Source organism: Methylobacterium sp. Leaf466, assembly GCF_001425565.1.
Classification (GTDB): domain Bacteria; phylum Pseudomonadota; class Alphaproteobacteria; order Rhizobiales; family Beijerinckiaceae; genus Methylobacterium.
The window spans coordinates 71,687-97,206 of sequence record NZ_LMRC01000034.1; the positions used below are offsets into that span (position 1 = coordinate 71,687).

Here is a 25,520-nt window from a genome sequence, read left to right on the forward strand (position 1 = left end):
GATCGCGGCATGCAGGCAGCAGGATTCCTGAGCGAACAGGCAACGGTCGTCGCGACCGGGCTTCTGCTCGTCCTGTGCATGGGCCTGTGGGCGAGCGGCCTCGTGGCCGAGATCGTGACGGCCCTGCTGTTCTTCGCCGTCGCCATGCTGCTGCGGCTGGCGCCGACGGCGACCGTCTTCTCGGGCTTCGCCTCCTCGGCCTTCTGGCTCGTGCTGGGCGGGATGGTGGTGGGGCTGGCGATGACGCGCACCGGCCTCGGCGAGCGCCTGGCGCGGGCGCTGGCCGGACGGCTGTCGGGCTCCTATCCCGGCTTCATCGCCGGCCTCGTCGCCCTGTCCCTGGCGCTGTCCTTCGTGATGCCGTCGAACCTCGGCCGCATCGCCCTCCTCGTCCCGGTGGTGCTGGTGCTGTGCGACCGGTTCGGCCTCCGCCCCGGCCGACCGGGCCGGACCGGCGCGGTGATGGCGGTGGGCCTGGCGACACCGATCCTGTCGGCGGCAGTGCTGCCCGCCAACGTCCCGAACCTCGTGATGTCGGGGACCGCCGAGGCGCAATACGGGCTGCACATCGCCTACCTGCCGTACCTGGTGCTGCACGGGCCGGTGCTGGCGCTGGCCAAGGGCGCACTCCTCGTTCTGGCAACGCTGTGGCTGTTCCCCGACAGGCTCGCACCCCTCGCCGCGGGGGCGGAGGCCCTGCCGCACACGCCATTCAGCCCGGCCGAGCGCCGCCTCGGCGTCGTGCTCGGCCTCACCCTGGCCCTGTGGGTGACGGACAGCCTGCACCATATCGCACCGGCCTGGATCGGGCTCGCCGCCGCGGTGGTTTGCCTGATGCCGCGCATCGGCGTGCTCGGGCCGGAGGCCTTCGGCGCGGTCAACCTGCGCACCTGTTTCTACGTGGCGGCGCTGCTCGGGCTGGTGGCCACCGTCGACCAGACCGGCCTCGGCGCCCGCCTCGGCCATGCCCTCCTCGACCTGGCGCCGCTCCATCCCGGGGAGACCCTTCAGAACTTCGGCGTCCTCACCGGCATCGCGGCGCTGCTGGCCCTCGTCGTCACCGCCAACGGCGCGCCGGCCCTCTACACGGCCCTCGCCGGGGAAATGAGCCGGGCCAGCGGATTGGCCCTCGACGACGTCGTGATGATCCAGGTGATCGGCTACTCGAGCCTGTTCCTGCCCTACCAGGCCCCGCCGATCATCCTCGCGATGCATCTCGGCGGGCAGACCCTGAAGGACGCCACCCGCATCACCGCGCTGCTGGGGGCGATCTCCCTCGTCGTCGTCGCACCCCTGGACTACCTCTGGTGGCAGACGCTGGGGCGTCTGTCATGAACGGCCGTCCTGGCGCGGAGGCGATCACGACGCAGGTTGCAATGCAGCAAATCTGTTTCGCATCGCCGCATGGACGTCTTGCGCGGAGAGCCCGAAGCGATACTCCTTGGAGAGTTTCCAAGACTGGAAAAGCTTCCGAGACTGGGAAAGCTTCCGAGACCGCGCCCGCCGACCCATCGCCCACCGAGACGGCGCCCATCTTCGATCGAGGACGATAAGCCCGATGCCTTCCAGCCCTCGCCCCACGGTCACAGCGCCGCTCTCGCCCCACCTCCAGATCTACCGCTGGACCTGGACCATGGCGATGTCGGTGTTCCACCGCATCACCGGCACCGCCCTCTACGGCGGTACCGCCCTCGTGGCGATCTGGCTCGTGGCCCTGGCCGCGGGCCCCGCCGCCTACGGCTGGGTGGCATGGTTCTTCGGGTCCATCCTGGGGCGGCTCGTGCTGTTCGCCTACACCTGGGTGCTCCTGCACCACATGCTGGGGGGGCTGCGCCACTTCGTGTGGGACGTCGGGCAGGGCTTCGACCGCGACAAGCGCATGGCGCTGGCCCGCGGCACCCTCATCGCCTCCGTGATCCTGACCGTCCTGATCTGGGCGCTCGCCCTCCTGATCCGCTGAGGAGCCGCACCATGGCAAAGACCTCTCCCTCCCTGCGCACCGCCCGCTCCCGGGTGAAGGGCCTGGGCGCGTCCGGCCACGGGGCCGGGCACTGGTGGCAGCAGCGCGTCACCGCCGCCGCCAACGTACCGCTGATGATCGCCTTCGTCGTCGTCATCGCGATGATGGCGGGGCGGCCCTACCCGGAGGCCGTCGCCCTGGTGTCGCACCCCCTCGTTGCGCTGGTCCTGATCCTCGCCGTGATTTCGGTGGCGCTCCACATGAGGATCGGAATGCAGGTCGTCATCGAGGATTACGTCCAGGACAAGGGCCTCAAGTTCGCGGCCCTGTTCGCCAACACCGCCTACACCGTCGCCGTGGCCGCCGCCTGTCTCTACGCGATCCTGCGCGTGAGCCTGGCGCGCCTCGTCTGACCGCAACCGAACCCGAGGGATCTCGCTCATGGCCACCAACGGCAACGGGGCTTCGGCCTACACCATCATCGACCACACCTTCGACGTGGTGATCGTCGGCGCCGGCGGCGCGGGCCTGCGCGCCACGGTGGGCTGCAGCCAGGCGGGCCTGCGCACCGCCTGCATCACCAAGGTGTTCCCCACCCGTTCGCACACGGTGGCGGCGCAGGGGGGGATTTCGGCCTCGCTCGGCAACATGGGGCCGGACGACTGGCGCTGGCACATGTACGACACCGTGAAGGGGTCGGACTGGCTCGGCGACCAGGACGCCATCGAATACCTCGTCCGCAACGCGCCGGCCGCGGTCTACGAACTTGAGCACTGGGGCGTGCCCTTCTCCCGAACGGAAGAGGGCAAGATCTACCAGCGCCCCTTCGGCGGCATGACCACCGAGTACGGCAAGGGCACGGCGCAACGCACCTGTGCCGCGGCCGACCGCACCGGCCACGCCATGCTCCACACCCTCTATGGGCAGGCGGTGAAGAACAACACCAACTTCTTCATCGAGTACTTCGCCCTCGACCTGATCATGGACGAGGACGGGCGCTGCCTCGGGGTCGTCGCCATCGACCAGGCCACCGGCGAGATCCACCGTTTCCGCGCCCAGCAGACGATCCTGGCCACCGGCGGCTACGGCCGCTCGTATTTCTCGGCCACCTCCGCCCACACCTGTACCGGCGACGGCAACGCCATGGTCCTGCGCGCCGGCCTGCCGCTGCAGGACATGGAGTTCGTGCAGTTCCACCCCACCGGCATCTACGGTGCTGGCTGCCTCATCACCGAGGGCGCGCGCGGCGAAGGCGGCTACCTGACCAATTCCGAGGGCGAGCGCTTCATGGAGCGCTACGCGCCATCGGCCAAGGACCTCGCCTCCCGCGACGTGGTCTCGCGCTCGATGACCATGGAGATCCGCGCCGGTCGCGGCGTCGGCAAGGGTAACGACCACATCTACCTGCACCTCGACCACCTCGACCCGGCGATTCTGCACCAGCGTCTGCCGGGCATCTCGGAATCCGCCAAGATCTTCGCCGGCGTCGACGTCACCAAGGAGCCGATCCCGGTGCTGCCGACGGTGCACTACAACATGGGCGGCATCCCCACGAACTATCACGGCGAGGTGCTGACCCTGAAGAACGGCAACCCCGACACGGTGGTGCCGGGCCTGATGGCGCTCGGCGAAGCGGCCTGCGTCTCCGTCCACGGCGCCAACCGGCTGGGCTCGAACTCCCTCATCGACCTCGTGGTGTTCGGCCGCGCGGCGGGCCTGCGCTGCGCCGAGATCGTCGAGCCGGGCCGCCGCCAGATGGATCTGCCGAAGGACTCGGCCGACAAGGCACTCTCGCGTCTCGACCGCTTCCGCTACGCCGACGGCGGCACCCCCACCGCCGAACTGCGCGCCGAGATGCAGAAGACCATGCAGAACAACTGCGCCGTCTTCCGCACCGGCGAAGTGCTGGAGGAGGGCAAGGCCCTGATCCACAAGGTCGCCGCCGGCACGGCCGACATCCGCATCGAGGACCGCTCCCTGATCTGGAACACCGACCTCCTGGAGAGCCTGGAATTCGACAACCTGATCGGCCAGGCGGTGGTGACGATGGAATCGGCGGCCAACCGCACGGAGAGCCGCGGGGCGCATGCCCGCGAGGACTTCCCCGACCGCGACGACAAGGAATGGATGAAGCACACCCTGGCCTGGATGAACGACACCTCGAAGCAGGTCAGCATCGATTACCGGCCGGTCCATACCTATACGATGTCGAATGAGATCCAGTACATCGAGCCGAAGGCGCGGGTGTATTGAGGAAACGGTCTTTGACTTGTTTCCAGTGATGAATCTTTCGAGACGGAAATAGGCACGCCACACCATGGCCGAATTCGCCCTCCCCAAGAATTCCAAGCTCACCGAAGGCAAGACCTGGCCCCGGCCGGTCGGCGCCAACAACCTGCAGGAGTTCCGGATCTACCGCTGGAACCCGGACGACGGCGCCAACCCGCGTGTCGATACCTACCAGGTCGACCGCGACGATTGCGGGCCGATGGTGCTCGACGCCCTCCTGTGGATTAAGGCGAAGGTCGATTCGACCCTGGTGTTCCGGCGCTCCTGCCGCGAGGGCATCTGCGGCTCCTGCGCCATGAACATCGAGGGCCAGAACGCCCTCGCCTGCACCATGGGCATCGACGAGTGCCAGGAGCACGCGAAGGGCAAGAATCCTGGGGCAAAGAAGACCGGCGCGGTGCGGATCTACCCGCTGCCGCACATGCCGGTGCTGAAGGACCTGGTGCCGGACCTGACCAACTTCTTCGCCCAGCACGCATCGATCGAGCCCTGGCTCCAGACCGAGACCCCCGCCCCGGAGGGCGAGTGGAAACAGACACCCGAGGACCGGGCTCAGCTCGACGGGCTCTACGAGTGCATCCTGTGCGCCTGCTGCACCACCTCCTGCCCGAGCTACTGGTGGAACGGCGACCGCTTCCTCGGTCCCGCCGCCCTGCTGCAGGCCTACCGCTGGCTGATCGACAGCCGCGACGAGAACACCGGCGAGCGGCTCGACGCGCTGCACGATCCGTTCCGGCTCTACCGCTGCCACACGATCATGAACTGCGCCAACGCCTGCCCGAAGGGACTGAACCCGGCCAAGGCCATCGCCGAGATCAAGAAGATGATGGTCGTGCGCGACATCTGACCCCTCTCCCTCCGTGGAGGGAAACTGCCCAACGGATGCCGGGCAAGTGAGGGAAACCGCGACGACCTTTCGGGACAGGGGCCTGTGCCCCACTCTCCCGACCCACTTCGTGGGCTGACCCTCCCCCGCAATGGGGGAGGGTCTTTTGGTACTACTCCGCCGGTGCGGGGTGAGCCGAAGGCCTCGCCTCCGCCTCCGTTTCCTCGGCGCCGCGCGGCTTGACGCGGAACAGCCGCATCACGACGACGAAGAACACCGGCACGAACATCACGGCCAATACCGTCGCCGAGATCATGCCGCCGAGCACGCCGGTGCCGATCGCCTGCTGGCTCTTCGAAGCCGCACCGGACGCGATGGCCAGAGGCACCACGCCGAAGATGAAGGCCAGCGAGGTCATCACGATCGGGCGGAAGCGCAGGGTCGCCGCCTCCACCGTGGCGTCGACCAGGGACTTGCCCGGCTTCCAGAGGTCCTTGGCGAATTCCACGATCAGGATCGCGTTCTTGGCCGAAAGGCCGATGATCGTGATGAGCCCGATCTTGAAATAGACGTCGTTGGGCAGGCCGCGCAGGTACACCGCCGCCACCGAGCCGACGACGCCCAGCGGGATGACGAGCAGCACCGAGAACGGGATCGACCAGCTCTCGTAGAGAGCGGCCAGGCACAGGAACACGATCAGGATCGAGAGGGCCAGGAGCAGCGACGCCTGGCTGCCGGCCTCCTTCTCCTGGAGCGATTGCCCGGTCCAGGTGTAGCCGAAGCCCTTGGGCAGCTGCTCCATCAGGCGCTCCATCTCGGCGATGGCATCGCCCGAGGTGTAGCCGGGCTTAGGCTCGCCGGTGATGCGCACCGACTGGTAGCCGTTGAACCCGATGATCTGGGCCGGGCCGACGCTCCACTTCAGGTCGGCGAAGGACGACATCGGCACCATGGTGCCCTGCGCGTTCTTGACGCCGTAGTTCAGGATGTCGGCCGCCTTCAGGCGCTGGCTGTCCTCGGCCTGCACGATGACGCGCTGCATCTTGCCCCGGTTCGGGAAGTCGTTGGTGTAGACCGAACCGAGATTGACCTGGATCGTGTTGTTGATCTCCTCGAAGTCGACGCCGAGCGCAGCGGCCTTCTCGCGGTCGATCACGAGTTCGGCCTGGGGGGCCGGCGGCAGGCCCTCGACGTAGACCTTGGTGAGGATCGGGCTCTTCTTGGCGAGCGAGAGCAGTTGCTCCTGCGCCGCCATCAGGGCCGAGTAGCCCTTCTGCGCCCGGTCCTGCAGGCGGAAGCTGAAGCCCGAGGCGTTGCCGAGGTTGTCGATCGGCGGCGGCTCCAGCGCCTGGATGATCGCATCCTTGTAGCCGGACAGCGCCTTGTTGGTCCCCTCCACGAGGTTGGCGGCGGAATTGGCCGCGTCGCGCTCGCCCCAGGGCTTGAGGGTGACGAAGGCCTGGGACGTGACCTGGCCCTGTCCCGAGAACGAGAAACCGTTCACGATGGTTACGCTCGCCACGCCCGGCTGGGCCAGGAGATGCTCCTCGACCTTCTTCACTGCCGCTTCCGTGCGGTTGAAGGACGAGCCCGGCGGCGTCTGGATGTCCACCGTGAAGAAGCCCTGGTCCTCCACCGGCAGGAAGCCTTCGGGCAGGCGCACGAAGGCGTAGGCGAGGCCGGCGACCAGGATCAGGTAGATCACCATCACCCGCCCGGAGCGGGCGATGAAGGCCGAGACGCCGCGTCCGTAGCGGGCGGTCTCGCGGTCGACGACGCGGTTGAACCAGCCGAAGACGCCGCCCTTGGAATGGCCGTGGCCCTTCTCGATGGGCTTGAGCAGGGTGGCGCAGAGCGCGGGCGTCAGGGTCAGGGCCAGGAGCGCCGAGAAGGCGATCGAGGTCACCATCGCGATGGAGAACTGCCGGTAGATGATGCCCACCGAGCCGGGGAAGAACGCCATCGGGATGAACACCGCCACCAGCACCAGGGTGATGCCGATGATGGCCCCGGTGATCTGGTCCATGGCCTTGCGGGTGGCTTCCTTGGGCGGCAGCCCCTCCTCGTTCATGATGCGCTCGACGTTCTCGACCACGACGATGGCGTCGTCGACGAGGATGCCGATGGCCAGCACCATGCCGAACATGGTCAGGACGTTCACCGAGAAGCCGGCGAGCAGCATGACGGTGCAGGTGCCCATCAGCGCGATGGGCACGACGATGGTCGGGATCAGGGTGTAGCGGATGTTCTGCAGGAAGATGAACATCACCACGAACACGAGGACCACCGCCTCGATCAGCGTCATCAGCACCTTGTGGATCGAGGCGTTGACGGCGGGCGTGATGTCGTAGGGGATGTCCCACTTCACGTTGGAGGGGAAGAACTGCGACAGTTCCTCCATCTTGGCGCGGATGCCCTTGGCGGTCTCGAGGGCGTTACCGTCCGGGGCGAGCGTCACCGAGATGCCCGCGGCCGGGCCGCCGTCGAGGCGGGTGGTGAACTTGTAGTCCTCGCCGCCGAGCTCGATCCGGGCGATGTCGCGCAGGCGCACGGTGGAGCCGTCCGGGTTGGCGCGGAGCACGATGGCGCCGAACTCCTCGGGCGCCGTCATCTGGCCCTTGACGATGATGGGGAAGTTGACCGGGTTGGTGGACGGGCTCGGCTGCGCGCCGACCGCGCCCGAGGCGATCTGGACGTTCTGGTTGGTGATGGCCTTGGAGACGTCCGAGGCGTTGAGCGAGAGGCCGCGCAGCTTGTCGGAATCGACCCAGATGCGCAAAGACCGCTCGGTGGAATAGAGCGTGGCGCGGCCGACGCCGGGGATGCGGCGGATCTCGTTGATGACGTTGCGGATTAGGAAGTCGCCCAGCGCGATCTCGTCCATCGACTTGTCGGGCGAGATCAGGGTGATGATGTTGAGGGTTGCGGCCGAGGCCTCCTCCACCAGGGTGCCCTGCTGGCGCACCTCCGCGGGCAGGCGCGCCTCGATGCGCTTGAGGCGGTTCTGCACCTCGACGCCGGCGAGGCTCGAATCGGTCCCCGGCTTGAACTGCGCCGTGATCTCGACGACGCCGAAGGCGTCGCTGGCGCTCTCGAAGCTCAGGATGTTGGCGGCCCCGTTGAGCTCGTCCTCGATGAGACGCGTGGTGCCGGTATAGAGGTTCTCCACCGAGGCGCCGGGATAGGCGGTGGAGAGGGCGATCGAGGGCGGCGCGATCACCGGATACTGCGCGATCGGCAGCATCGGGATGGCCAGCACGCCGCCCAGGCAGATGAACAGGGCGACGACCCAGGCGAAGACCGGCCGGTCGATGAAGAAGGATGCCATGGCTCAGCGCACCCCGGCTTCCGTGACGGGGGCAGGGGCCCCGGGAGACGCCTTGTCCCCGGCATCCGCCTGCGTGCCCTTGGCTTCGCCGTCGGCGGGAACGGGCTTGACCACCATGCCGGCGCTGATCTTCTGAACGCCCTCGACGACGACGCGCTCGCCCGGCTTGAGGCCTTCGCGGATCAGCCAGTTGTTCTCGACGATCGGGCCGACCTCCACGGGCTGGAGCATCACCTTGTCGTCCTTGCCGATCACCCAGACCTCGGCCTTGCCGTCGTTGGTGCGCTGGATCGCCTGCTGCGGCACGGCGATGGCGTCCTTGTCGATGCCCTGCTTGATGCGGGCGCGGGCGTACATGCCGGGGAAGAGGTCGTCGTTAGGGTTGGGGAAGAGCACGCGCAGGGTGACCTGGCCCGTGCTCGGGTCGGCGGTCACGTCCGAGAACAGGACGCGGCCCGCCGATGGGTAGAAGGAGCCGTCGTCCATGATGAGTTGCGCGTTGGCGCTGTCGTGGGCGAGACGATCGAGTTCGCCGCTGGCGAGATCCCGCCGCAGCTTGGTCAGTTCGCCGACCGACTGGGTGATGTCCACGTAGATCGGGTCGAGCTGCTGGATCGTGGCGAGGTTGGCGGTGCCGCCCTGCTCGACGAGGGCGCCCTCGGTGAGGAGGGCCCGTCCGATCCGGCCCGAGATCGGGGCGCGCACGTCGGTGTAGCTCAGGTTGAGCCGGGCCCTGTCGCGCGACGCCTTGGCACCGGCCACCTCGGCTTCGGCCTGCTTCTGCGCGGCGTAAGCGCTGTCGTACTGCGCCTGGCTGGCGGTCTGGCGGGAGAGCAGCGTCTCGAGGCGCTCGGCCTGCTGGGAGGCAAGGACGAGGGCGGCCTCGGTGCGGGCCAGCACGGCCTCGGCACTGGCGAGATCGACCTGATAGGGAGCCGGATCGATCTTGTAGAGGACGTCGCCCTCCTTGACCTGGCTGCCCTGCTCGAAAGTCCGCTTGACCACGAGGCCGCCGACGCGGGCCCGCACCTCGGCGATCCGCATCGGCGCCACGCGGCCGGGCAGGTCGCGCTGATAGGGGATCGGCTGCGGCTTGACCGTGACGTAGCTGATCTCCGGCGGCGGCGCGGCGGGTGCGGCGGCCTGCTGCTTCTGGTTGCAACCGGTGAGGACGGTCATCAGGAGAGCCGCCGAGACGACGGTCGGCCAGGGCCGGTGGGACGAAGGCACGATCGGGATGCTCCTGAATGAGGCACGCGAGGCGAATGACCGGCGGCATCGGATGAAGCCCGGTCGACGAAGACCCGCGAAACGCCCGCGAGGGTGATCGATAAGAAGCCCCATGCACGCTGCACGCCGGACATGGCGAGGATGCGGCGGCGACGGGGGATCGCGACCGGCCGAAACGGCGCACGGTCACGAGGGCGAGAGCCCAGCGGGAGCCTAGATAGCCCGGGGAGGCCTGTCGGGAAGCCATTGGCCGAGGCGGCCGGCGGGACCAGGTCCCTGCGCCACCCGGAACAGAGCGTCCGCCGCGTCGATGGCGGCCACCGGCTCGCGGACCGCCTGATGAACGCCGACCCCTTCGTCGGCGACCTCGCCAGCGACATGGACCGGCACGAGCCCGTCCATACCCGCGCCGGCGAGATACACCGGCGACGCGCGCCAATGCGGGAGCGGCTGGGTGTCGGTCGGGCCAAAGCCGCCAAAGGACGCGAGAACGATCAGGCCGACCGCAAGGAACCTGAAGAACAAGAGGCCGGACACCCGTGCGCGCACGAACGCGCCACGCACCGGTCCGGCGCCTTGGTTCCTGCGCTCACCCGAGAAATGCGGCGTCGCGACGATGATCCGAGTGGGTTGCACCGGCAGACTCTGGGGCCGCCGCCGCCGGGCCGCAACTCCCTGCGACATTCTGTCGACCCGGCACCGGACCCTGTCGGCCGCTGAAAAAAGACCGATCCGGGGCCGTTCCCGGGCGGATGGCTCGATCCCCGGACGCCTTGCCCGGAGGCCCTGGCCCCCGAACGCCTTGACCCCCGAGTCCGGGCCGGACAAGGCTGGCCCCCGTCACGCGACTCGACCGATCGAGGTCGGGCCGGCCACGGGCCGCCGGGATGGTTTTCGCCCGCCCGAGCCTTGGTCCGCCCCCCACACGAGAGAGAACGACCATGCGCCCCTTTTTCCTGCGCCCCTTTTTCCTGCGCTCTTCCCGCTCGATCGCGGCATCCGCCTTCGCGGCCCTGATCGCCGCCGGTACGCCGGCCCAGGCTGCCAATCCGTTCGACAGCGGCCCGATCGCCGACTTCATGAACATCTTCCGCGAGCAGGCGATCCCGCGCGAGACGGTGGCGTGGAAGGGCTCCGAGAAACCCGGCACCGTCGTGGTCTCGCAAAGCCAACGTCGGCTCTACTACGTGCTCGGCGGCGGCCAGGCCGTGCGCTACGGAGTCGGGGTCGGCCGGCAGGGCTTCTCCTGGTCCGGCCAGAAGACCGTCACCATGAAGCGGGAATGGCCGTCGTGGCGGCCTCCGGCCCAGATGCTGGCCCGCCGCCCCGACCTACCGCGCTTCATGGCCGGGGGACAGGACAACCCGCTCGGCGCCCGCGCGATGTATCTGGGCTCCTCGCTCTACCGCATCCACGGCTCCAACGAGCCGGAGACCATGGGTGCCGCGGTCTCGTCGGGCTGCATCCGCATGACCAACAAGGACGTGGTCGACCTCTACGACCGCGTGAAGGTCGGAACGCGGGTGATCGTGCGCAACTGAGGCGCCCGCCTCCTAGGGCCGTTCACCGGAAACACCATGATCCTCGGCATCGACATCAGCCTGGTCGCGACCCTGTTCGCGGTGGCCGTGGCGGCGGGCTGCGTCGACGCCATCGCCGGGGGCGGGGGGCTCATCACCGTCCCCGCGCTGCTGCTGGCCGGGCTCGACCCCGTGGCGGCCATCGCCACCAACAAGCTCCAGGGCAGCGCCGGGGCGGTCTCCTCCACCATCGCCTTCGCGCGGCGCGGGCTGATCCATTGGCCCGCCGCCTGGAAGATCGCGCTCTGCGCCGGGATCGCCTCGGTGGCCGGCGCGCTGTGCGTCAGCCTGCTGCCGCGCGCCGTCCTCGATGCGGCGGTGCCGATCCTGCTCGTGGGCATCGCCCTCTACTTCGCCTTCGCCAAGCGCATGAGCAGCGAGGACGCGGCGGCCCGACTGACGCCGGGGGTGTTCGCCCTGAGCGTGGCGCCGGCGGTCGGCTTCTACGACGGCGTGTTCGGCCCCGGAGCGGGCGCCTTCTACATGATCGGCTTCGTGACGCTGCTCGGGCTCGGTGTGGTGCGGGCCACCGCCCATACCAAGCTCGCCAATGCGGCGAGCAATCTCGGCAGCCTCGCGCTGTTCGCGGCCGGCGGCCACGTGGTCTGGCCGATCGGCCTCGCCATGGCGCTGGGCGCCTTCATCGGCGCCCAGATCGGCTCGGTCCTGGCGATCCGGCTCGGCGCCCGCCTGATCCGGCCGCTGCTGGTGACCATCGCCTGCGCGATGGCGCTGCGGCTGCTGTCGAACCCGGAGAACCCGCTCAGGCAGGCGGTGACGGCGGCCCTGTCCGCAGGATAAGGCCTGTCGCAACCGTCAGCGCGGAATGAACGCCCAATAATCCAGGTCCAGGATCACGGCCGGGTCGTAGCCGTCGCCGACCATGTGGGGATGGGCGCCGCAAGCCTGGTTCTTGGTGGCGACGGTGCGCAGGCGAAGCGCTCCGATGTCCGTGCGCCCAGGGAGTTCGGCGGTCTCCAGCACCTCGCTCCAGGCATAGACGGTGTCGCCGGCAAACAGCGGCGCCACGTGGCGGCCGGCGTTGATGCCGGCGAGCGCGAAGGCGTTGCCCAACCCGTTGAAGCTCAGCGCGCGGGCGAGCGAGATGACGACGCCACCGTAGATCAGGCGGCGGCCGAAGCGCGTGTCCTTGGCGGCGAACCCGTCGAAATGCACCTTGGCGGTGTTCTGGTAGAGGCGCGTGGCGATCTGGTGCTCGGCCTCCTCGACGGTCATGCCGTCGACGTGGTCGATCTTCTCGCCGACCGTGTAATCCGAGAAGCGGTGCGGGCTGCCCGCCAGATCGAGGTCGTAGGCGGCCGTGTTCAGCGGGGGGAGGGCGCCGGCGAGATCGACCGGGTCGACCACCTTGGCGAAGGTCGGGACGTGCTCCTGCGCGATCGCGGCCTCCGGGTCGCGCTTCCTCACCAGCACCCAGCGGCAGTAGCTCAGCACCGTCTCGCCGTTGGCGTCCGAGCCGGTGGATCGCACGTAGACCACTCCGGTCTGGCGGTTCGAACTCTCCTTGAGGCCGATCACCTCCGAGACCGTGGACAGGGTCTCGCCCGGATAGACCGGCCGGCGAAAGCCGCCCTCGGCATAGCCGAGGTTGGCCAGGGCGTTGAGCGAGATGTCCGGCACCGTCTTGCCGAAGACGACATGGAAGGTCAGCAGGTCGTCGAGGGGGCTCTGCGGATAGCCGATGGCGCGGGCGAAGGCGTCCGACGACTGCACGGCGAAACGGGGGCCGTAGAGCGCGGTGTAGAGGGCGACATCGCCGCTCGTCACGGTGCGCGGGGTGGCATGGCGGATGGTCTCGCCGAGGCGGTAGTCCTCGAAGAAGCGGCCGGGATTGGTCTTCATGCGCGTCGTTCCTGCGAGAATGCCTGCGAGAATGTCGGCCGTCGTCAGCGCGTGTAGACCACCGTCTGGGTCGGGATGAACTCGTGCAGCAGGCGGCTCGCGAACAGGAGCAGGAGCACGAGCACGATCGGCGAGAGGTCGACGCCGCCGAGATTGGGCAGGATGTTGCGGATCGGCCGGAGCACGGGCTCGGTCAGCCGGTACAAGACCTCGCCGATCTGCGACACGATCGGGTTGCGCACGTTCACCACGTTGAAGGCGACGAGCCAACTCAGGACCGCGCTCGCGATCAGGACGTAGATGTAGAGCTGGACCACGGTGTCGAAGAGCCAGATGAAGGCGTTCATGCGCGGTTCCGATGTCCTCGAAGCGGCCCGCCCGGAGGGCACCGGCAGGCGCGGCGGCGGCGGGAATTTTACGGAATTGACAGGCCGAGGCGCCCGAGCCTAGAAGGCTCGCACCTCGGAACGGGGCTGTAGCTCAGATGGGAGAGCGCCGCAATCGCACTGCGGAGGTCAGCGGTTCGATCCCGCTCAGCTCCACCAAGCCGTCCACATGAAATGGAGGGCTGGTGGTTTTGTGGAATAATCATTTGATTTAGGTGGTTTAGGCGGAGCCTCTTTTGGAGGGGCCGTCTTTTTCGTTTACTGCGCCGTTTGAAGCACTGGGCCACGGCCTAGTCTGAGCCAGGCTATAAGCCGTCCCCGCGGATGTACGGCGATAGATGCCGTTTGGCAGGCCTGAGCGCCGGTCGTGGTGCGGCTTTCATCGTCAGCGATGCCGCTCAGCGCATCTGTGGCGGCCGGTGATGCTGACCCTTCCCCCACCGCTTCTACGGACAGGAGTTCAGCTCGCGTTCCGGTCGGCCTGCGCGACTGATCCTCCCCTGTTTTCACGGACACATCGAAATTGAACCGCCCGTGCCGACCTCTCCGACACTCGACCCGCTTCGACCCGATCGCAGACAGGCCCCGCGGGCGACCTCGAGTCCATAGAGGACGCGCCGTTCAGCGCCGAACCTTGTCGACCATGGCTTCGACGATGTTGCTGAAATCGTCACTCCAGGGCGTGCGTCGGTTGTCGGGGATGACCTTCGTCCAGTCGCCGCGCCGATGGAGAGCCTCCAGGTCACCGTCCGTGCGAGCCATCGCGACGACGACGCTCGGAGCGATGAAGGTGCTTTGGGAAAACGTCCTGCCCGAGTCGTCCCGGACATAGGTCACCAATCCGCTGTCGGCAGCTGCGCGAGCGAGGATGTGACGCAACTCGAGATGGTGGTTGGAGATATGGATGACGATCACCCCATCCCGTTCGAGTTTCGAGACATAGAGGCCGAGCGCTTCGCGGGTCAGCAGGTGGCTCGGGATCGCGTCCGACGAGAACGCATCGACCACGATCAGGGCGTTGGCCCCCGTCTGTTCCGCGAGGGTCAGCCGGGCATCGCCGACGACGATCCGGGCTTGCGGGGCACAGGAGCCGAGGAAGCGGAACAGGGTCGGGTCACTCGCGATGCGGACGACCTCGGGATCGATCTCCAGGAAAGTCCACGCCTCGCCGGGGACCGCGTGGCAGGCGAGGCTGCCTGCCCCCAGCCCCACCACCGTGACCGCTCCCAACGTGCCCCCGTGGCTGGCTCGCGATGCCGCGATGGCCGTGCCCATCGCGCCGTCCATTCCGTAGTAGGTCACCGGCTCCGGTCGGCCCAGAAACGGGGTTCCATCGTCGGAGGTCACCCGCATGGCGCCGTGCAGGGTCGTGCCATGGTTGAGCATCCGGAAGCGGCCGTCGCTCGACATGGACAGTTTGTGGATGCCGAAGAACGACCGGAACGCCGTGGTCTCGGACGCCGACCTCTGGAGATGGGCGGTGCTCACGGCGAGGGTCAGACCGGCAAGAGCGACCACGAGCGGCTTGCGCCACTGGGCGATCATCAAAGCGATCAACGCCAGCAGGCCGAAGACGAGCGCCGAGGCTGGCAGCATCGAGACGGTGACGGCAGACCCGGCCGCCAGGAGCGTGGCCGCCAGCACGATACGCCGCCAGCCGTCCCGCGGCGACGTCCGCGACAGTGCCGCCAGGTCCGGCCTGCAGGCGAGCGCCACCACGAGGAGGATGGGATATTCCAGCACCGTGGAGAAGAGGCGCGGTGCGACGAGGGCGCAGAAGATGCCGCCCAGCATGCCGCCGAACGACAGGCAGAGGTAGAACTCCGTCAGCCGCCCGGCCGCAGGCCGGCGTTGGTAGAGCGCCCCGTGACAGATCATGGCGTTGACGAAGAACAGGCCGAGATGGAGTGCCAGCCCGACGAACAGGGACGTCGCGGAGATCATCGGAAACAGCGCCAACGCGGTCCCGATCACCTGCAGGCCGGACAGCACGAGTTGGGACGGAACCATCCGGTCGCGGAACGCCAGGACGAAGGTCAGCAGGAACAAGGCGAGCGGCACCACCCATAGGAGGGGCGCCGCCGCGACGTCGGTGGAGATATGCGCCGTCACCGCCACCAGAAGCCCGGAGGGCACGAAGGCGAGGGCCACCCAGGCGAGGCGCTCGCGCCACAAAGCTCCTGCGTTCGCCGGCGTGGTCGCGAGCAAAGGTATCCGCGCGCTCCGGTCCGTGCCTGCGGCCATGCGCGTTGCCGTCGTGGCGCAGAGAGCGATGACGGCCGCCAGGCCCGCGAAGCCGAAGGTCCAGGCTCGGCTCTGATCCTGCAGGGAAACGAACGGTTCGACCGCAAGCGGATATGCGATCAGGGCCAGGAACGAGCCGATGTTCGACGCGCCATACAGGAAGTAGGGGTCTTCGGCCTGCGGATGGCCCGACCGGGAGAACCAGGCCTGCAGGAGTGGTCCGTTGGCCGAAAGCGCGAAGAACGGCAGTCCCACGGAGGCCAGGAACAGGCCCAGGAGCCAAACGGCCTCTCCGTCTGCCGGCGGCTTTCCCCATCCGGCAGCCAATTGAATGGGCAGTGCCGCAAACGCGCCGACCATCACGAGGACATGGACCGCGGCGGCGATCCGTAGGGGACAGTACCGGACGAGGGCGTGCGCATAGGCGTACCCGAGGAGCAGCAGCGCCTGGAACACCACCATCGCGACGGACCACACCGACGGCGAGCCACCGAGGACGGGCAGCACCATCTTCGTGAACATCGGCTGGATGCCGAACAGCAGCAAGGCCGAGAGAAAGATCGTCGCTGTGTAGAGGCCGAGGAACGCGGCGAGGCGGGCCGAGGGGCCGGATCGGACGGGCCCAGCCTTAACCGTCAGCGTCGTCATCGGCCAAATTCGCTCCGTCCTCCCGCCCTCGATTACCGAGCCGCCGTTAAATCTTGGTGTCGCGCTCGCGACGCGAGCGGAAGTCGGGAGACACGCATCCCGAGAACCGCTCCGGTCCGCATCGGGTCGGGGGTCGCGGTCAGGGGCGCGTTCCTTCGCACGTCGTCGCGCCGGACGGCGTTGACACCCCTGGGAGGGCCATCCACCCTCGGCCGTGTCCGGACCGCCTCGCAGGTGACGATCGACGATGACCGCATATGACTTCGATGGTCTCAGGACGATCCACAACCACGAATTCCTGGACGATGCGGACTTCAAGGGCGCTTACGCCCGCGGGGTCCAGGCGGCGGGACAGGACTACAAGTGGTACTGGCGGGTCCACATCGGCCTGTGGGCCGCGCGCCACGCGTCGAACCTCCAGGGTGATTTCGTCGAATGCGGCGTGAACCGCGGGTTCCTCAGCTCCGCCATCATGCAGATGCTGGATTGGGACACGACCGGCCGCACGTTCTACCTGATGGACACGTTCACCGGCGTCGATCCGCGCTATGTCTCCGACGAAGAACGGAGGAGCGGCGTCCTGGAGCGCACCCAGCGCGAGCGCGACGCGGGATTTCTCGTCACCGGATCGCAACTCGCGCATGCGAATTTCGCAGATTGGCGAAACGTCAGGATCATCGAGGGCGCCATACCCGAAACGCTGCCCCAGGCGACGCCGGAGACGATCGCCTTCATCCACATCGACATGAATTGCTCGCCTCCCGAAGTCGCCGCCCTCGAATACTTCTGGGACAGGATCGTACCCGGAGCGCCGATCCTCCTCGATGATTACGCGTACTACGGCTATCGCACCCAGAAGATCGCGATGGATGCCTTCGCGGCCGCCAAGAACATCACCATCGCATCGCTGCCCACCGGTCAGGGCCTGATGATCAAGCCGGAGTCGGCCTCGCAGGTTGCGCCGCCGAGACGCCTGGAACGACCGTCGTCCAAGACAGACGCGCCCTGGTGCTTCGCCTGCGGCAGCGATCGCTTCCGGCCTGTCCGGCCCGTCCTGTGGGACGCGCTGATCGACGAGTGGCAGCTGTCGGAACACGAGACGCATTACGTCAATCGGCAGCAGGGCGAATGCTGCGCCGACTGCGGCGCGAACCTTCGGTCGATCGCGCTGGCCAAGGCGATCGTGGCGACCCTCGGCACGCAGGAGACATTGAGGGAGTTCGTCGCCTCCAGGGCCGCCTCGCGCATCCGGATCCTGGAGCTCAACGAAGCGGGAGGATTGAGCCAATACCTTCGCAAGATGCCGGGCTACACCTTCGGCGCCTATCCCGAGGTCGACATGCACGCCCTCCCTTACCCCGACGAAAGCTTCGATCTCGTCGTCCACTCGGACACGCTCGAGCACATCGAGAACCCGGCGCATGCGCTGCGGGAATGTGCCCGGGTCCTGAAGCCGGGCGGCGCGATCTGCTACACCGTGCCGGTCATCGTAGGCCGGCTGTCGCGGGGTCGAGCCGGTCTGCCCAAGAGCTATCACGGCAATCCGGCGGAGACGGGCGACGATTTCGTCGTCCACACCGAGTTCGGCGCCGATTTCTGGACCTTGCCGGTGGAAGCCGGCCTGTCGCGCGTGACCATCCACACCATCGGCTTCCCGGCGGCCACGGCGATCAGCGCGGCCCGCTAGCGAGCCGCTCGCGGAGCACCGCCGCCGCCCTGCGGGCGTCACGAAGCGGCCCAAGCTCCGGCATCGGCGGGCGATCCACGCACGGATGGGATGCGACGCGGATGGCCCGCAGCGGTCCACCGACGCCTGCGAAGCGATCGCGACCCGCCAGGTCGCGCGACGGCGACCCTTGCCGATAGCGCGCAGCGATCCTTGCCGATAACGCGCGGCGTGCTCCCGTAGAGCAACGAGTCCCAAAAGGAGATCGCTTAACTGACAATCCCATGATTTACGTAGTCTGCATCGATGGTTAATTTTACCTTCGTTTTCAATAGAGCTTGCGTCGGAGGCAACTTGATTGCTTCTGGTTCGTCAAGAGATGCGCCGATCAGCGCCGCAGTCTTGTCGTTATCGCGTTTCAGCTCGGGGATTCCATCATGGCCGCGCCGGTCACTTCCATGTCGTCAGCCCTCGCCGCCCTGGTGGGCGCCGCCCTCGTCACGTCGGCGGCCCAGGCCGGATGCGCCGGCGCCGAATGCTACCGGCACGTCTCGACCCCGCCGGTCTACGGCGCGGTCTCCGAGCGGGTGCTCGTACGGCCGGCCGAGACCGTCTACCGCACCACCCCGCCGATCTACGAGACGGTGTCCGAGCAGGTGCTGGTGTCCGCTGGCGGGCGCGTCTGGCAGACCAGCCGCGACGCCTACGGCAGCCTCGTCGGTTGCTGGGTCGACGTGCCGCCGCAGTACACCACCCGCCACCGCCGGGTGCTGGTGCAACCGGCCCAATCGATCCCCGAGACCATCCCCGCCGAATACGCCAGCGTCCAGCGCCGCGTCCTCGTCGAGCCGGCGCGGGCCGGATGGGTGCCGGCCCCCGATGCCGGCGGCTTCGGTGCTCCGGCCTATGCGGGCATCGGCCCGGGCTACGGCGCAGGCTACGGCGGCCATCGCGCCGTCGGCTACCGCGGCGCGGAGTACGGACGCCCGCGCCACCGCGGCTACGGCTACCGGGGGGCCGGCTACGGCGCCTACGGTCCGCGGGCCGACCTCGGCGTCGGCTCCATTCCGGACGCGGTCGGCATGACCGGGGCGAGCTCGGCCGACGTCGGCGTCGCCCTCGGATTCTCCACCGGCAGCATCTACGACGGTTACTGAGCGTCCGTCCCGGCGCCTTCCTGCGCGGCCCCCGTCCGGGGGCCGCCTTGATTCAGCGGCGGAGCGCCACACCTCCCCGGGTGACAGGGAGGGACTTCGCATGGGTCAGTTCAAGGCGTGGATCGTCGAGAAGGGCGAGGGCGGCCAGTCCCTGCGCTACGGCGACTTCCGCGATTCCGACCTGATGGAAGGCGACGTCACCGTCCGCGTCACCCATTCGACCCTGAACTACAAGGACGGTCTGGCGATGACCGGCCGCTCCCCGGTGGTGCGGCGCTTTCCCATGATCCCGGGCATCGATTTCTCCGGCATCGTCGAGACCTCGGAGCATCCCGAATACCGCCCCGGCGATGCGGTGGTGCTCACGGGCTGGGGGGTCGGCGAGACGCATCTGGGCGCCTATGCCGAGAAGGCGCGCGTCAAGGGCGACTGGCTTGTGCCGCTGCCCGAGGGCCTCACCCCCGCCCAGGCCATGGCAATCGGTACGGCCGGCTACACCGCGATGCTGTGCCTGATGGCGATCGAGCGCCACGGGCTGACCCCCGCCGACGGGCCGGCGGTGGTGACCGGCGCCTCGGGCGGCGTCGGGTCGGTGGCGGTGGCGCTCCTCGCCCGCGCCGGTTGGCACGTGATCGCCTCGACCGGGCGGGTCGAAGCGGAATCGGCCTATCTCACCGGCCTCGGGGCGGCGCAGGTGATCGACCGCGCCGAACTCGCCGCGCCCGGCAAGCCGCTCGCCAAGGAGCGCTGGGCGGCGGCCGTCGATGCGGTCGGCTCGACGACCCTGGCCAACGTCCTCGCGGCCACCAAGGCGGACGGGGCGGTGGCCGCCTGCGGGTTGGCGCAGGGGATGGACCTGCCGACTTCGGTGGCGCCGTTCATCCTGCGCGGGGTCTCGCTGCTGGGCATCAACAGCGTGACCACTCCCCAGCCCAAGCGCCGCGAGGCCTGGGCCCGCCTCGCCCGCGACCTCGACCTCGATACGCTCGCCAGCATGACGACGCAGGTGGCGCTGGCCGATGTCGGCGGCCTCGCCGAGGACATCCTGGCCGGACGCACCCGGGGGCGCACTCTCGTGACCGTCGGCTAAAGGGAAAAAGCGGGCGTTGCCGGGAACCGATCGTCGCGAGGGCGCATTGCTGGCCTCATGAGCCAAGCATTCGTTCGAGAGCCGGAGGGCGGGGAAGCCTTCGAGGATCTCCCCGACCGCCCCATCTCCCCCCACACCAACTTCGTCACGCCCGAAGGCCTCGCGCAGATCGAGGCGGAGGTGGCCCGTCACCAAGCCGATTTCGCGGCGCTGGGTCCCGACGATAAGGCCGACACCGCCCGCATCACCCGCGACCTCCACTATTGGACGGCGCGGCTCGGCACCGCCGAACTCGTCGCGCCGACGCCGAGCGACGAGGTCCGCTTCGGTTCGCGCGTCGAGATCGAACGCGAGGACGGCACCAAGCAGAGCTACCGCATCGTCGGAGAGGACGAGGCCGACCCGGCGCAGGGCTCGATCGCCTACGTCTCGCCCATGGCCAAGGCGCTCACCGGCAAGACGGTGGGCGACACGGTCGAGGTCAACGGCCACGAGGTCGAGATCACCGCGGTCGGCTGAGACCCTCGATGGCGGGCCTGAGGCCGACGAAGGCCTCGGCCATGAAGTCCATGAAGGCGCGCACCCTCCCGGCGTGCCTCAGGTCGGGGTGGGTGAGGAGCCAGAGACCGGCGGTCAGTTCCGGCACCGTCTCCGACAGGCGAACGAGCGTCGGGCTGGCATCCGCATCCCAACAGGGCAGGGGTCCGACTCCGATGCCGGCCTCGATCGCCTCGCGCAGGCCGAGCACCGTATTGATGCGCATGCCCAAGCGCCCGGACGTCGCCCGTCCGGCCAGGAACCGGGTGAACCGGCCGCCGGCCACCGCCTCGCTCGGACAGACCCACACGCATTCCGACAGCGGCGGCCAGATGCGGTCGGAGCGCCCGTAGACCGCCCATTGGATGGTGGCGAGGCGTCGTCCGACCAGGGTCGCCGGCGGCTCGTCGCTGGCGCGGATCGCCACGTCGGCGTCGCGTCGGGACAGGTTCAACGCCTCCTCCGACACGACGAGGTCGAGGCAGATCAGCGGATACCGTTCGGCGAAGCGACCGAGAAGCGGCATCAGGGTGTTGACGACGAGACCCGCCGGGGCCGTGATCCGCAGTTCGCCCGCCGGCTCCAGGGAGCGTCCCGCAGATTCGCGCTGGAATCGTGCGACCTGCGCCTCCATCCGACCGGCCGCCTCGATCATCGCGATGCCGGCCGGGGTCGCCACGTAGCCGCCCCGGTGGCGCTCGAACAGGCGGGTCCCGGTCTGCGCCTCGATGGCGGCGAGGCGGCGGAACGCGGTGGAATGGTTGATGCCCAGATCCTCGGCCGCCCGCGTCAGCCCGCCGCGATCGGCCACCGCCTTCACCAGGCGAAAATCGTCCCACGCCACTCCCGTGATCGCCAACCCCATGAGCCGTCATCCCCGTCAGCGGCTGCCGGTCTTGCACGCACGCAAACGAACCTTTGCAGGAGAGGGTATTTTCGCAAGGCCCGCGGCGGGCGATATCGGACCGTGCAAGAGGCCCGCGTCGTCGCGCGGCCTCGAAGAGACGTCGGACGGAGAGCGTGATGGCGAAGGTTCTGGTGCTGTATTATTCGTCCTGGGGCCATGTCGAGCAGATGGCGCAGGCCGTGGCCGAGGGCGCACGCGAGGCGGGCGCCGAGGTCTCGGTGAAGCGCGTGCCCGAGCTGGTGCCCGAGGAGGTCGCCAAGCAGTTCCACTACAAGCTCGACCAGGCCGCGCCCATCGCCACCGTGGACGAACTGGCCGATTACGACGCGATCGTCTTCGGCACGCCGACCCGGTTCGGCAACATGGCCGCCCAGATGAAGCAGTTCCTCGACCAGACAGGCGGCCTCTGGGCCCAGGGCAAGCTCGTGGGCAAGGTCGGCTCGGTGTTCACCTCCACGGCGTCGCAGCACGGCGGCCAGGAGACGACGCTGACGAGCTTCCACACGGTGCTCCTGCACCACGGCATGGTCGTCGTCGGGCTGCCCTATGCGTTCCAGGGTCAGAACGGCGTCGAAGCCGTCAAGGGCGGTTCGCCCTACGGCGCCACCACGATCGCCGACGGCGACGGCTCGCGCCAGCCCAGCCCGGTCGAACTCGACGGCGCCCGCTTCCAGGGTCGCCACGTGGCCGGCATCGCGGCCAAGCTCGCGGGCTGACGGTCGAGGCGCCCGGCTTCGTTGGAAGCCGGGCAACAAAAAAGGCTCGGATTGCTCCGAGCCTGGAAGGAAGAAAGGCCATTGGGGGCTGAACTGGCCTTCGTGCATGGATAACGGGCGAAGCCCGGAAGGGTTGCAACGCTCGCGGCAAAAATTTCAGCGGGGGGCGGCGGCCCGTGCGAGGCGGTCGTTGATGGCTTCGCCCAGGCCCGCGTGCGGGATCGGCGCCACCGCGATGACGGCGGCATGCGAGGCGTCGAGCCGACGCAGGGCCGCGAACAATCCGGCGGCCGCTTCGGCGAGGTCGCCCGACGGACTAAGGTTCACCGACGCCACGGCCGCGGACAGGCCGGCGGGACGGTTCGGGCCGAACAGCAGCACGGCCTCGCCCGGCTGCAGCGATCGCGCGTCCAGCCGAACCCGCGCGCGGGGCGCGTAGTGCGACGCCAGCAGCCCCGGCGACAGCGGTGCGTCAGGATCGTCCTCGCGCCCCTCGAGGGCGAGGCCGAGCACCCGCGCGACATCCTCGCGGGTGACGCCGCCGGGCCGCAACAGGCGGGGCGGCCCGCCGAGGCAGGCCACCACCGTCGATTCGACCCCCACCGCCGCCGGGCCGCCGTCGATCACCGCCGCGATACGCCCGTCGAGGTCGGCCAGGACGTCGGCGGCGCTGGTTGGGCTGACCCGGCCTGAGCGGTTGGCGGAGGGGGCGGCGACCGGACGGCCGACCGCGGCGAGGAGATCGCGCGCGATCCCCGAGCCGGGTACGCGCAACGCGACGCTGGCCAGGCCGGCGCGGGCGAGATCGCAGACCGTCGCCCCGGCCGTGGCCGGCACCACCAGGGTCAGCGGGCCGGGCCAGAACGCCCGCGCCAGGGCTAGGGCCGTCTCGTCGAACCGGCCTTCGCGCAGGGCAGCTTCGAGGCTCGCCACATGCGCGATGAGCGGGTTGAAGCGCGGCCGCGCCTTGGCGGCATAGATCGCGGCCACCGCGCGCGGATCGGTGGCGTCGGCCCCGAGGCCGTAGACCGTCTCGGTGGGGAAGGCGACGAGGCGCCCCGCCGCCAGGAGCCGCGCCCCCTGCGCCAGCCCGTCCCGGTCGGCGGCGAGCCGAAGGGTCGGCCCGTGGTCCGCCGGATCGGGGATTGACCCGAGATCGTTCATATATAAACTATCTCTCGTCGTGACGACCGGAGGCGGCGGACGTATGGATGTGCGTCGCGCCGATCCGCGCGTCAAACGGTCCCCGGCTCGCCGGGACGTAAGCACCGCCACAAGACGGTGCCGGAGGAGTGTCGGGATGTCCTATCGCACGCCGGTGGCCGAGATGGCCTTCACCCTGCGCCATGTGGCGGGGCTCGACGAGGGCATCGCGTCGGGGCTCTACGGGGAGCTGACGACGGAGGACGCCGAGGCGATCCTGCAGGAGGCGGCCCGCGTCGCCGATGCGGTGATCGCACCGCTCAACACGGTGGGCGACCGCCACGGCACCCCGCTGGCGGAGGGGGCGATCACGACGCCGCCGGGCTGGCGCGAGGCCTACCGGACCTGGACGGAGGGCGGCTGGAACGGCCTCTCGGCGGAGGCCGATCACGGCGGCCAGGGCCTGCCGCTCCTCCTCAACGCCGCCTGCACCGAGATGTGGAACGCGGCCAGCATCGCCTTCGGCCTGTGCCCCCTCTTGACCGCCGGCGGCATCGAGGCCCTGGCCCGGCACGGCTCGGACGCGCTCAAGGAGCGCTACCTCGGCAGGCTCGTCTCGGGCGAATGGACCGCCACCATGAACCTGACCGAGCCGCAGGCGGGCTCGGACCTGTCCCTCCTGCGCGCCAGGGCCGAGGCGGCGGGCGACGGCAGCTACCGGATCACCGGCTCCAAGATCTACATCACCTACGGCGAGCACGACCTCACCGACAACATCGTCCACCTGGTGCTCGCCCGCCTCAGGGACGCGCCGGCCGGCACCCGCGGCATCTCGCTGTTCCTGGTCCCCAAGGTGCTGCCGGACGGGAGCCACAACGACCTGCGCTGCTCGGGCATCGAGCACAAGCTCGGCATCCACGGTTCGCCGACCTGCTCCATGGCCTTCGGCGACCACGGCGGCGCCACCGGCTGGCTGATCGGCGAGGAGAACCGGGGGCTCGCCTGCATGTTCACGATGATGAACTCGGCCCGCCTCAACGTCGGGCTGCAGGGGGTCGGCGTCGCGGAGCGGTCCTACCGGCAGGCGCTGGCCTATGCCCGCGACCGGCGCCAGGGCCGCGCCCCCGGTGCGGCGCAGGCGAGCCCGATCGTCGAACACGCCGACGTGCAACGCATGCTGCTCACCATGAAGGCCTCTACGGCGGCCGCGCGCGGCATCTGCTACCTCACCGCGCAGGCGCTCGACGCGGCCAGGGGGGCGGAGGGCCAGGCGGCCGCCGACAGGGCCTCGCTGCTGACGCCGGTGGCCAAGGCCTTCTCCACCGACATCGCCAACGAGGTGACCTCGCTCGGCGTCCAGGTCCACGGCGGCATGGGCTTCGTGGAGGAGACCGGGGCCGCCCAGCACATGCGCGACGCGCGCATCCTGGCCATCTACGAGGGCACCAACGGCATCCAGGCGATCGATCTCGTCACCCGCAAGCTGCCGCTGGCCGGCGGCGCCACGGTGCGGGCGCAGATCGCCGGAATGCGCCGGATCGCCGAGGGCGTGCAGAAGGACGCCTCGCCGGCCTTCGGCCACACTGCCGCGCGCCTGCGGGCCGGCATCGAGAGCCTCGACCGGGCGACGAGCTTCCAGGCCAAGGCGCTCGGCTCGAACCGTCCCGACGACGCGCTCGCCGGAGCGACGCCCTACCTGCGCCTGTTCGGGCTGGTCCAGGGCGGCGCCTGCCTCGCCAAGGCGGCGCTGGCGTCGAGCGCCGCCCTGCGCGCGGGCGAGACCGACCCGGCCCATGCCGCCCGCGTCAGTCTGGCGCGGTTCTTCTGCGAGAACCTGCTGACCGCGGCCGGCGGGCTGGAGGAGAGCGTCATCGACGGGGGCGGCTTCACGCAGGATGCAGGGCTGGCGCTGGCGGGTTGAACCGCACGAACTCCCCCCGGGGGAGGGGA

Annotated in this window: 21 protein-coding genes and 1 tRNA gene; 14 read left to right on the forward strand and 8 right to left on the reverse strand. The window is 69.1% G+C overall.

From position 1 onward, the window contains the following. Positions 1 to 9 precede the first annotated feature (9 nt). The 5 genes from ASG59_RS16525 to ASG59_RS16545 all read left to right on the forward strand — a co-directional run bounded on the left by ASG59_RS16525 (position 10) and on the right by ASG59_RS16545 (position 5,096). Positions 10 to 1,335 (forward strand): SLC13 family permease, encoded by a 1,326-nt coding sequence (locus tag ASG59_RS16525; RefSeq protein WP_055882799.1) that lies wholly within the window; start codon positions 10 to 12, stop codon positions 1,333 to 1,335. Positions 1,336 to 1,558: 223 nt separating this feature from the next. Further along, the gene (gene sdhC / locus ASG59_RS16530; protein ID WP_055882801.1) at positions 1,559 to 1,960 is read left to right on the forward strand and encodes a succinate dehydrogenase, cytochrome b556 subunit; all 402 of its coding nucleotides are present in this window, start codon (positions 1,559 to 1,561) and stop codon (positions 1,958 to 1,960) included. 11 nt (positions 1,961 to 1,971) lie between these two features. Next, positions 1,972 to 2,373: a succinate dehydrogenase, hydrophobic membrane anchor protein gene (gene sdhD / locus ASG59_RS16535; RefSeq protein ID WP_055882804.1), complete on the forward strand. Its 402-nt coding sequence runs from the start codon at positions 1,972 to 1,974 to the stop codon at positions 2,371 to 2,373. 28 nt (positions 2,374 to 2,401) lie between these two features. After that, positions 2,402 to 4,213, forward strand: a complete 1,812-nt coding sequence (gene sdhA / locus ASG59_RS16540) for a succinate dehydrogenase flavoprotein subunit (RefSeq protein ID WP_055882807.1) — start codon at positions 2,402 to 2,404, stop codon at positions 4,211 to 4,213. A 64-nt stretch (positions 4,214 to 4,277) separates the two neighbouring features. Beyond that, positions 4,278 to 5,096 carry a succinate dehydrogenase iron-sulfur subunit gene (locus ASG59_RS16545; RefSeq protein WP_055882809.1) on the forward strand — a complete coding sequence of 273 codons (819 nt, stop codon included), beginning with the start codon at positions 4,278 to 4,280 and terminating at the stop codon, positions 5,094 to 5,096. A gap of 151 nt (positions 5,097 to 5,247) precedes the next feature. On the opposite strand, the gene ASG59_RS16550 is transcribed toward ASG59_RS16545, so the two are convergent. The 3 genes from ASG59_RS16550 to ASG59_RS16560 all read right to left on the reverse strand — a co-directional run bounded on the left by ASG59_RS16550 (position 5,248) and on the right by ASG59_RS16560 (position 10,197). Beyond that, positions 5,248 to 8,403: a multidrug efflux RND transporter permease subunit gene (locus ASG59_RS16550; protein WP_055882811.1), complete on the reverse strand. Its 3,156-nt coding sequence runs from the start codon at positions 8,401 to 8,403 to the stop codon at positions 5,248 to 5,250. A gap of 3 nt (positions 8,404 to 8,406) precedes the next feature. After that, positions 8,407 to 9,582: an efflux RND transporter periplasmic adaptor subunit gene (locus ASG59_RS16555; protein ID WP_156387605.1), complete on the reverse strand. Its 1,176-nt coding sequence runs from the start codon at positions 9,580 to 9,582 to the stop codon at positions 8,407 to 8,409. A gap of 264 nt (positions 9,583 to 9,846) precedes the next feature. Next, on the reverse strand, positions 9,847 to 10,197 hold the full coding sequence (locus ASG59_RS16560; RefSeq protein ID WP_056410160.1) for a hypothetical protein: 351 nt from the start codon (positions 10,195 to 10,197) through the stop codon (positions 9,847 to 9,849). Positions 10,198 to 10,574: 377 nt separating this feature from the next. Between ASG59_RS16560 and ASG59_RS16565 the strand changes: the two genes are divergently transcribed. Together ASG59_RS16565 and ASG59_RS16570 are read left to right on the forward strand one after the other, a co-directional pair. Beyond that, complete coding sequence (locus ASG59_RS16565; protein ID WP_055882815.1) at positions 10,575 to 11,174, forward strand: L,D-transpeptidase; 600 nt, start codon at positions 10,575 to 10,577, stop codon at positions 11,172 to 11,174. 36 nt (positions 11,175 to 11,210) lie between these two features. Beyond that, the gene (locus tag ASG59_RS16570; RefSeq protein WP_055882817.1) at positions 11,211 to 12,014 is read left to right on the forward strand and encodes a TSUP family transporter; all 804 of its coding nucleotides are present in this window, start codon (positions 11,211 to 11,213) and stop codon (positions 12,012 to 12,014) included. Between the two features lie 15 nt (positions 12,015 to 12,029). Here ASG59_RS16570 and ASG59_RS16575 read toward each other — a convergent pair whose 3' ends face one another. Both ASG59_RS16575 and ASG59_RS16580 read right to left on the reverse strand, forming a co-directional pair. Then, positions 12,030 to 13,076 (reverse strand): MaoC family dehydratase, encoded by a 1,047-nt coding sequence (locus ASG59_RS16575; RefSeq protein WP_056410162.1) that lies wholly within the window; start codon positions 13,074 to 13,076, stop codon positions 12,030 to 12,032. Between the two features lie 44 nt (positions 13,077 to 13,120). Further along, entirely contained in the window at positions 13,121 to 13,423 is a 303-nt protein-coding gene (locus tag ASG59_RS16580; protein ID WP_055882822.1) for a YggT family protein, read from the reverse strand. Between the two features lie 122 nt (positions 13,424 to 13,545). Between ASG59_RS16580 and ASG59_RS16585 the strand changes: the two genes are divergently transcribed. Then, positions 13,546 to 13,621 (forward strand) — tRNA-Ala (locus tag ASG59_RS16585). Positions 13,622 to 14,083: 462 nt separating this feature from the next. Here the strand turns inward: ASG59_RS16585 and ASG59_RS16590 are convergent. Continuing rightward, a complete protein-coding gene (locus ASG59_RS16590; RefSeq protein WP_244475736.1) occupies positions 14,084 to 16,216 on the reverse strand; it encodes a fused MFS/spermidine synthase in 2,133 nt (710 codons plus the stop codon). A 385-nt stretch (positions 16,217 to 16,601) separates the two neighbouring features. Between ASG59_RS16590 and ASG59_RS20985 the strand changes: the two genes are divergently transcribed. The 4 genes from ASG59_RS20985 to greA all read left to right on the forward strand — a co-directional run bounded on the left by ASG59_RS20985 (position 16,602) and on the right by greA (position 20,786). Further along, the gene (locus tag ASG59_RS20985) at positions 16,602 to 18,041 is read left to right on the forward strand and encodes a TylF/MycF/NovP-related O-methyltransferase (RefSeq protein ID WP_200938231.1); all 1,440 of its coding nucleotides are present in this window, start codon (positions 16,602 to 16,604) and stop codon (positions 18,039 to 18,041) included. 437 nt (positions 18,042 to 18,478) lie between these two features. Continuing rightward, a complete protein-coding gene (locus ASG59_RS16600; protein ID WP_244475737.1) occupies positions 18,479 to 19,177 on the forward strand; it encodes a hypothetical protein in 699 nt (232 codons plus the stop codon). A gap of 100 nt (positions 19,178 to 19,277) precedes the next feature. Beyond that, a complete protein-coding gene (locus ASG59_RS16605) occupies positions 19,278 to 20,267 on the forward strand; it encodes an MDR family oxidoreductase (RefSeq protein ID WP_056410168.1) in 990 nt (329 codons plus the stop codon). A gap of 57 nt (positions 20,268 to 20,324) precedes the next feature. Next, the gene (gene greA / locus ASG59_RS16610) at positions 20,325 to 20,786 is read left to right on the forward strand and encodes a transcription elongation factor GreA (protein WP_055885025.1); all 462 of its coding nucleotides are present in this window, start codon (positions 20,325 to 20,327) and stop codon (positions 20,784 to 20,786) included. On the opposite strand, the gene ASG59_RS16615 is transcribed toward greA, so the two are convergent. Beyond that, entirely contained in the window at positions 20,770 to 21,669 is a 900-nt protein-coding gene (locus ASG59_RS16615) for a LysR family transcriptional regulator (RefSeq protein WP_056410170.1), read from the reverse strand. The two genes, greA and ASG59_RS16615, sit on opposite strands and share 17 nt — an antisense overlap. Before the next feature lie 158 nt (positions 21,670 to 21,827). On the opposite strand from ASG59_RS16615, the gene wrbA reads away from it, so the two are divergent. Continuing rightward, on the forward strand, positions 21,828 to 22,427 hold the full coding sequence (gene wrbA / locus ASG59_RS16620) for an NAD(P)H:quinone oxidoreductase (RefSeq protein ID WP_056285238.1): 600 nt from the start codon (positions 21,828 to 21,830) through the stop codon (positions 22,425 to 22,427). A 156-nt stretch (positions 22,428 to 22,583) separates the two neighbouring features. Here the strand turns inward: wrbA and ASG59_RS16625 are convergent, their stop codons facing one another. Next, positions 22,584 to 23,591, reverse strand: coding sequence for an L-threonylcarbamoyladenylate synthase (locus tag ASG59_RS16625; RefSeq protein ID WP_055885034.1), 1,008 nt, complete (start codon positions 23,589 to 23,591; stop codon positions 22,584 to 22,586). Positions 23,592 to 23,727: 136 nt separating this feature from the next. Between ASG59_RS16625 and ASG59_RS16630 the strand changes: the two genes are divergently transcribed. Then, positions 23,728 to 25,491, forward strand: a complete 1,764-nt coding sequence (locus ASG59_RS16630) for an acyl-CoA dehydrogenase (RefSeq protein WP_056410172.1) — start codon at positions 23,728 to 23,730, stop codon at positions 25,489 to 25,491. The last annotated feature ends 29 nt before the right edge of the window (positions 25,492 to 25,520 follow it).

Excerpts from the sequence above, each read along its gene's own strand:
- ASG59_RS16525 (WP_055882799.1), top strand. The coding sequence starts at position 10 with ATGCAGGCAGCAGGATTCCTGAGCGAACAGGCAACGGTCGTCGCGACC.
- sdhC (WP_055882801.1), top strand. The coding sequence starts at position 1,559 with ATGCCTTCCAGCCCTCGCCCCACGGTCACAGCGCCGCTCTCGCCCCAC.
- sdhD (WP_055882804.1), top strand. The coding sequence starts at position 1,972 with ATGGCAAAGACCTCTCCCTCCCTGCGCACCGCCCGCTCCCGGGTGAAG.
- sdhA (WP_055882807.1), top strand. The coding sequence starts at position 2,402 with ATGGCCACCAACGGCAACGGGGCTTCGGCCTACACCATCATCGACCAC.
- ASG59_RS16545 (WP_055882809.1), top strand. The coding sequence starts at position 4,278 with ATGGCCGAATTCGCCCTCCCCAAGAATTCCAAGCTCACCGAAGGCAAG.
- ASG59_RS16550 (WP_055882811.1), bottom strand. The coding sequence starts at position 8,403 with ATGGCATCCTTCTTCATCGACCGGCCGGTCTTCGCCTGGGTCGTCGCC.
- ASG59_RS16555 (WP_156387605.1), bottom strand. The coding sequence starts at position 9,582 with ATGACCGTCCTCACCGGTTGCAACCAGAAGCAGCAGGCCGCCGCACCC.
- ASG59_RS16565 (WP_055882815.1), top strand. The coding sequence starts at position 10,575 with ATGCGCCCCTTTTTCCTGCGCCCCTTTTTCCTGCGCTCTTCCCGCTCG.
- ASG59_RS16570 (WP_055882817.1), top strand. The coding sequence starts at position 11,211 with ATGATCCTCGGCATCGACATCAGCCTGGTCGCGACCCTGTTCGCGGTG.
- ASG59_RS16575 (WP_056410162.1), bottom strand. The coding sequence starts at position 13,076 with ATGAAGACCAATCCCGGCCGCTTCTTCGAGGACTACCGCCTCGGCGAG.
- ASG59_RS16580 (WP_055882822.1), bottom strand. The coding sequence starts at position 13,423 with ATGAACGCCTTCATCTGGCTCTTCGACACCGTGGTCCAGCTCTACATC.
- ASG59_RS16590 (WP_244475736.1), bottom strand. The coding sequence starts at position 16,216 with ATGGTGCTGCCCGTCCTCGGTGGCTCGCCGTCGGTGTGGTCCGTCGCG.
- ASG59_RS20985 (WP_200938231.1), top strand. The coding sequence starts at position 16,602 with ATGACCGCATATGACTTCGATGGTCTCAGGACGATCCACAACCACGAA.
- ASG59_RS16600 (WP_244475737.1), top strand. The coding sequence starts at position 18,479 with ATGTCGTCAGCCCTCGCCGCCCTGGTGGGCGCCGCCCTCGTCACGTCG.
- ASG59_RS16605 (WP_056410168.1), top strand. The coding sequence starts at position 19,278 with ATGGGTCAGTTCAAGGCGTGGATCGTCGAGAAGGGCGAGGGCGGCCAG.
- greA (WP_055885025.1), top strand. The coding sequence starts at position 20,325 with ATGAGCCAAGCATTCGTTCGAGAGCCGGAGGGCGGGGAAGCCTTCGAG.
- ASG59_RS16615 (WP_056410170.1), bottom strand. The coding sequence starts at position 21,669 with ATGGGGTTGGCGATCACGGGAGTGGCGTGGGACGATTTTCGCCTGGTG.
- wrbA (WP_056285238.1), top strand. The coding sequence starts at position 21,828 with ATGGCGAAGGTTCTGGTGCTGTATTATTCGTCCTGGGGCCATGTCGAG.
- ASG59_RS16625 (WP_055885034.1), bottom strand. The coding sequence starts at position 23,591 with ATGAACGATCTCGGGTCAATCCCCGATCCGGCGGACCACGGGCCGACC.
- ASG59_RS16630 (WP_056410172.1), top strand. The coding sequence starts at position 23,728 with ATGTCCTATCGCACGCCGGTGGCCGAGATGGCCTTCACCCTGCGCCAT.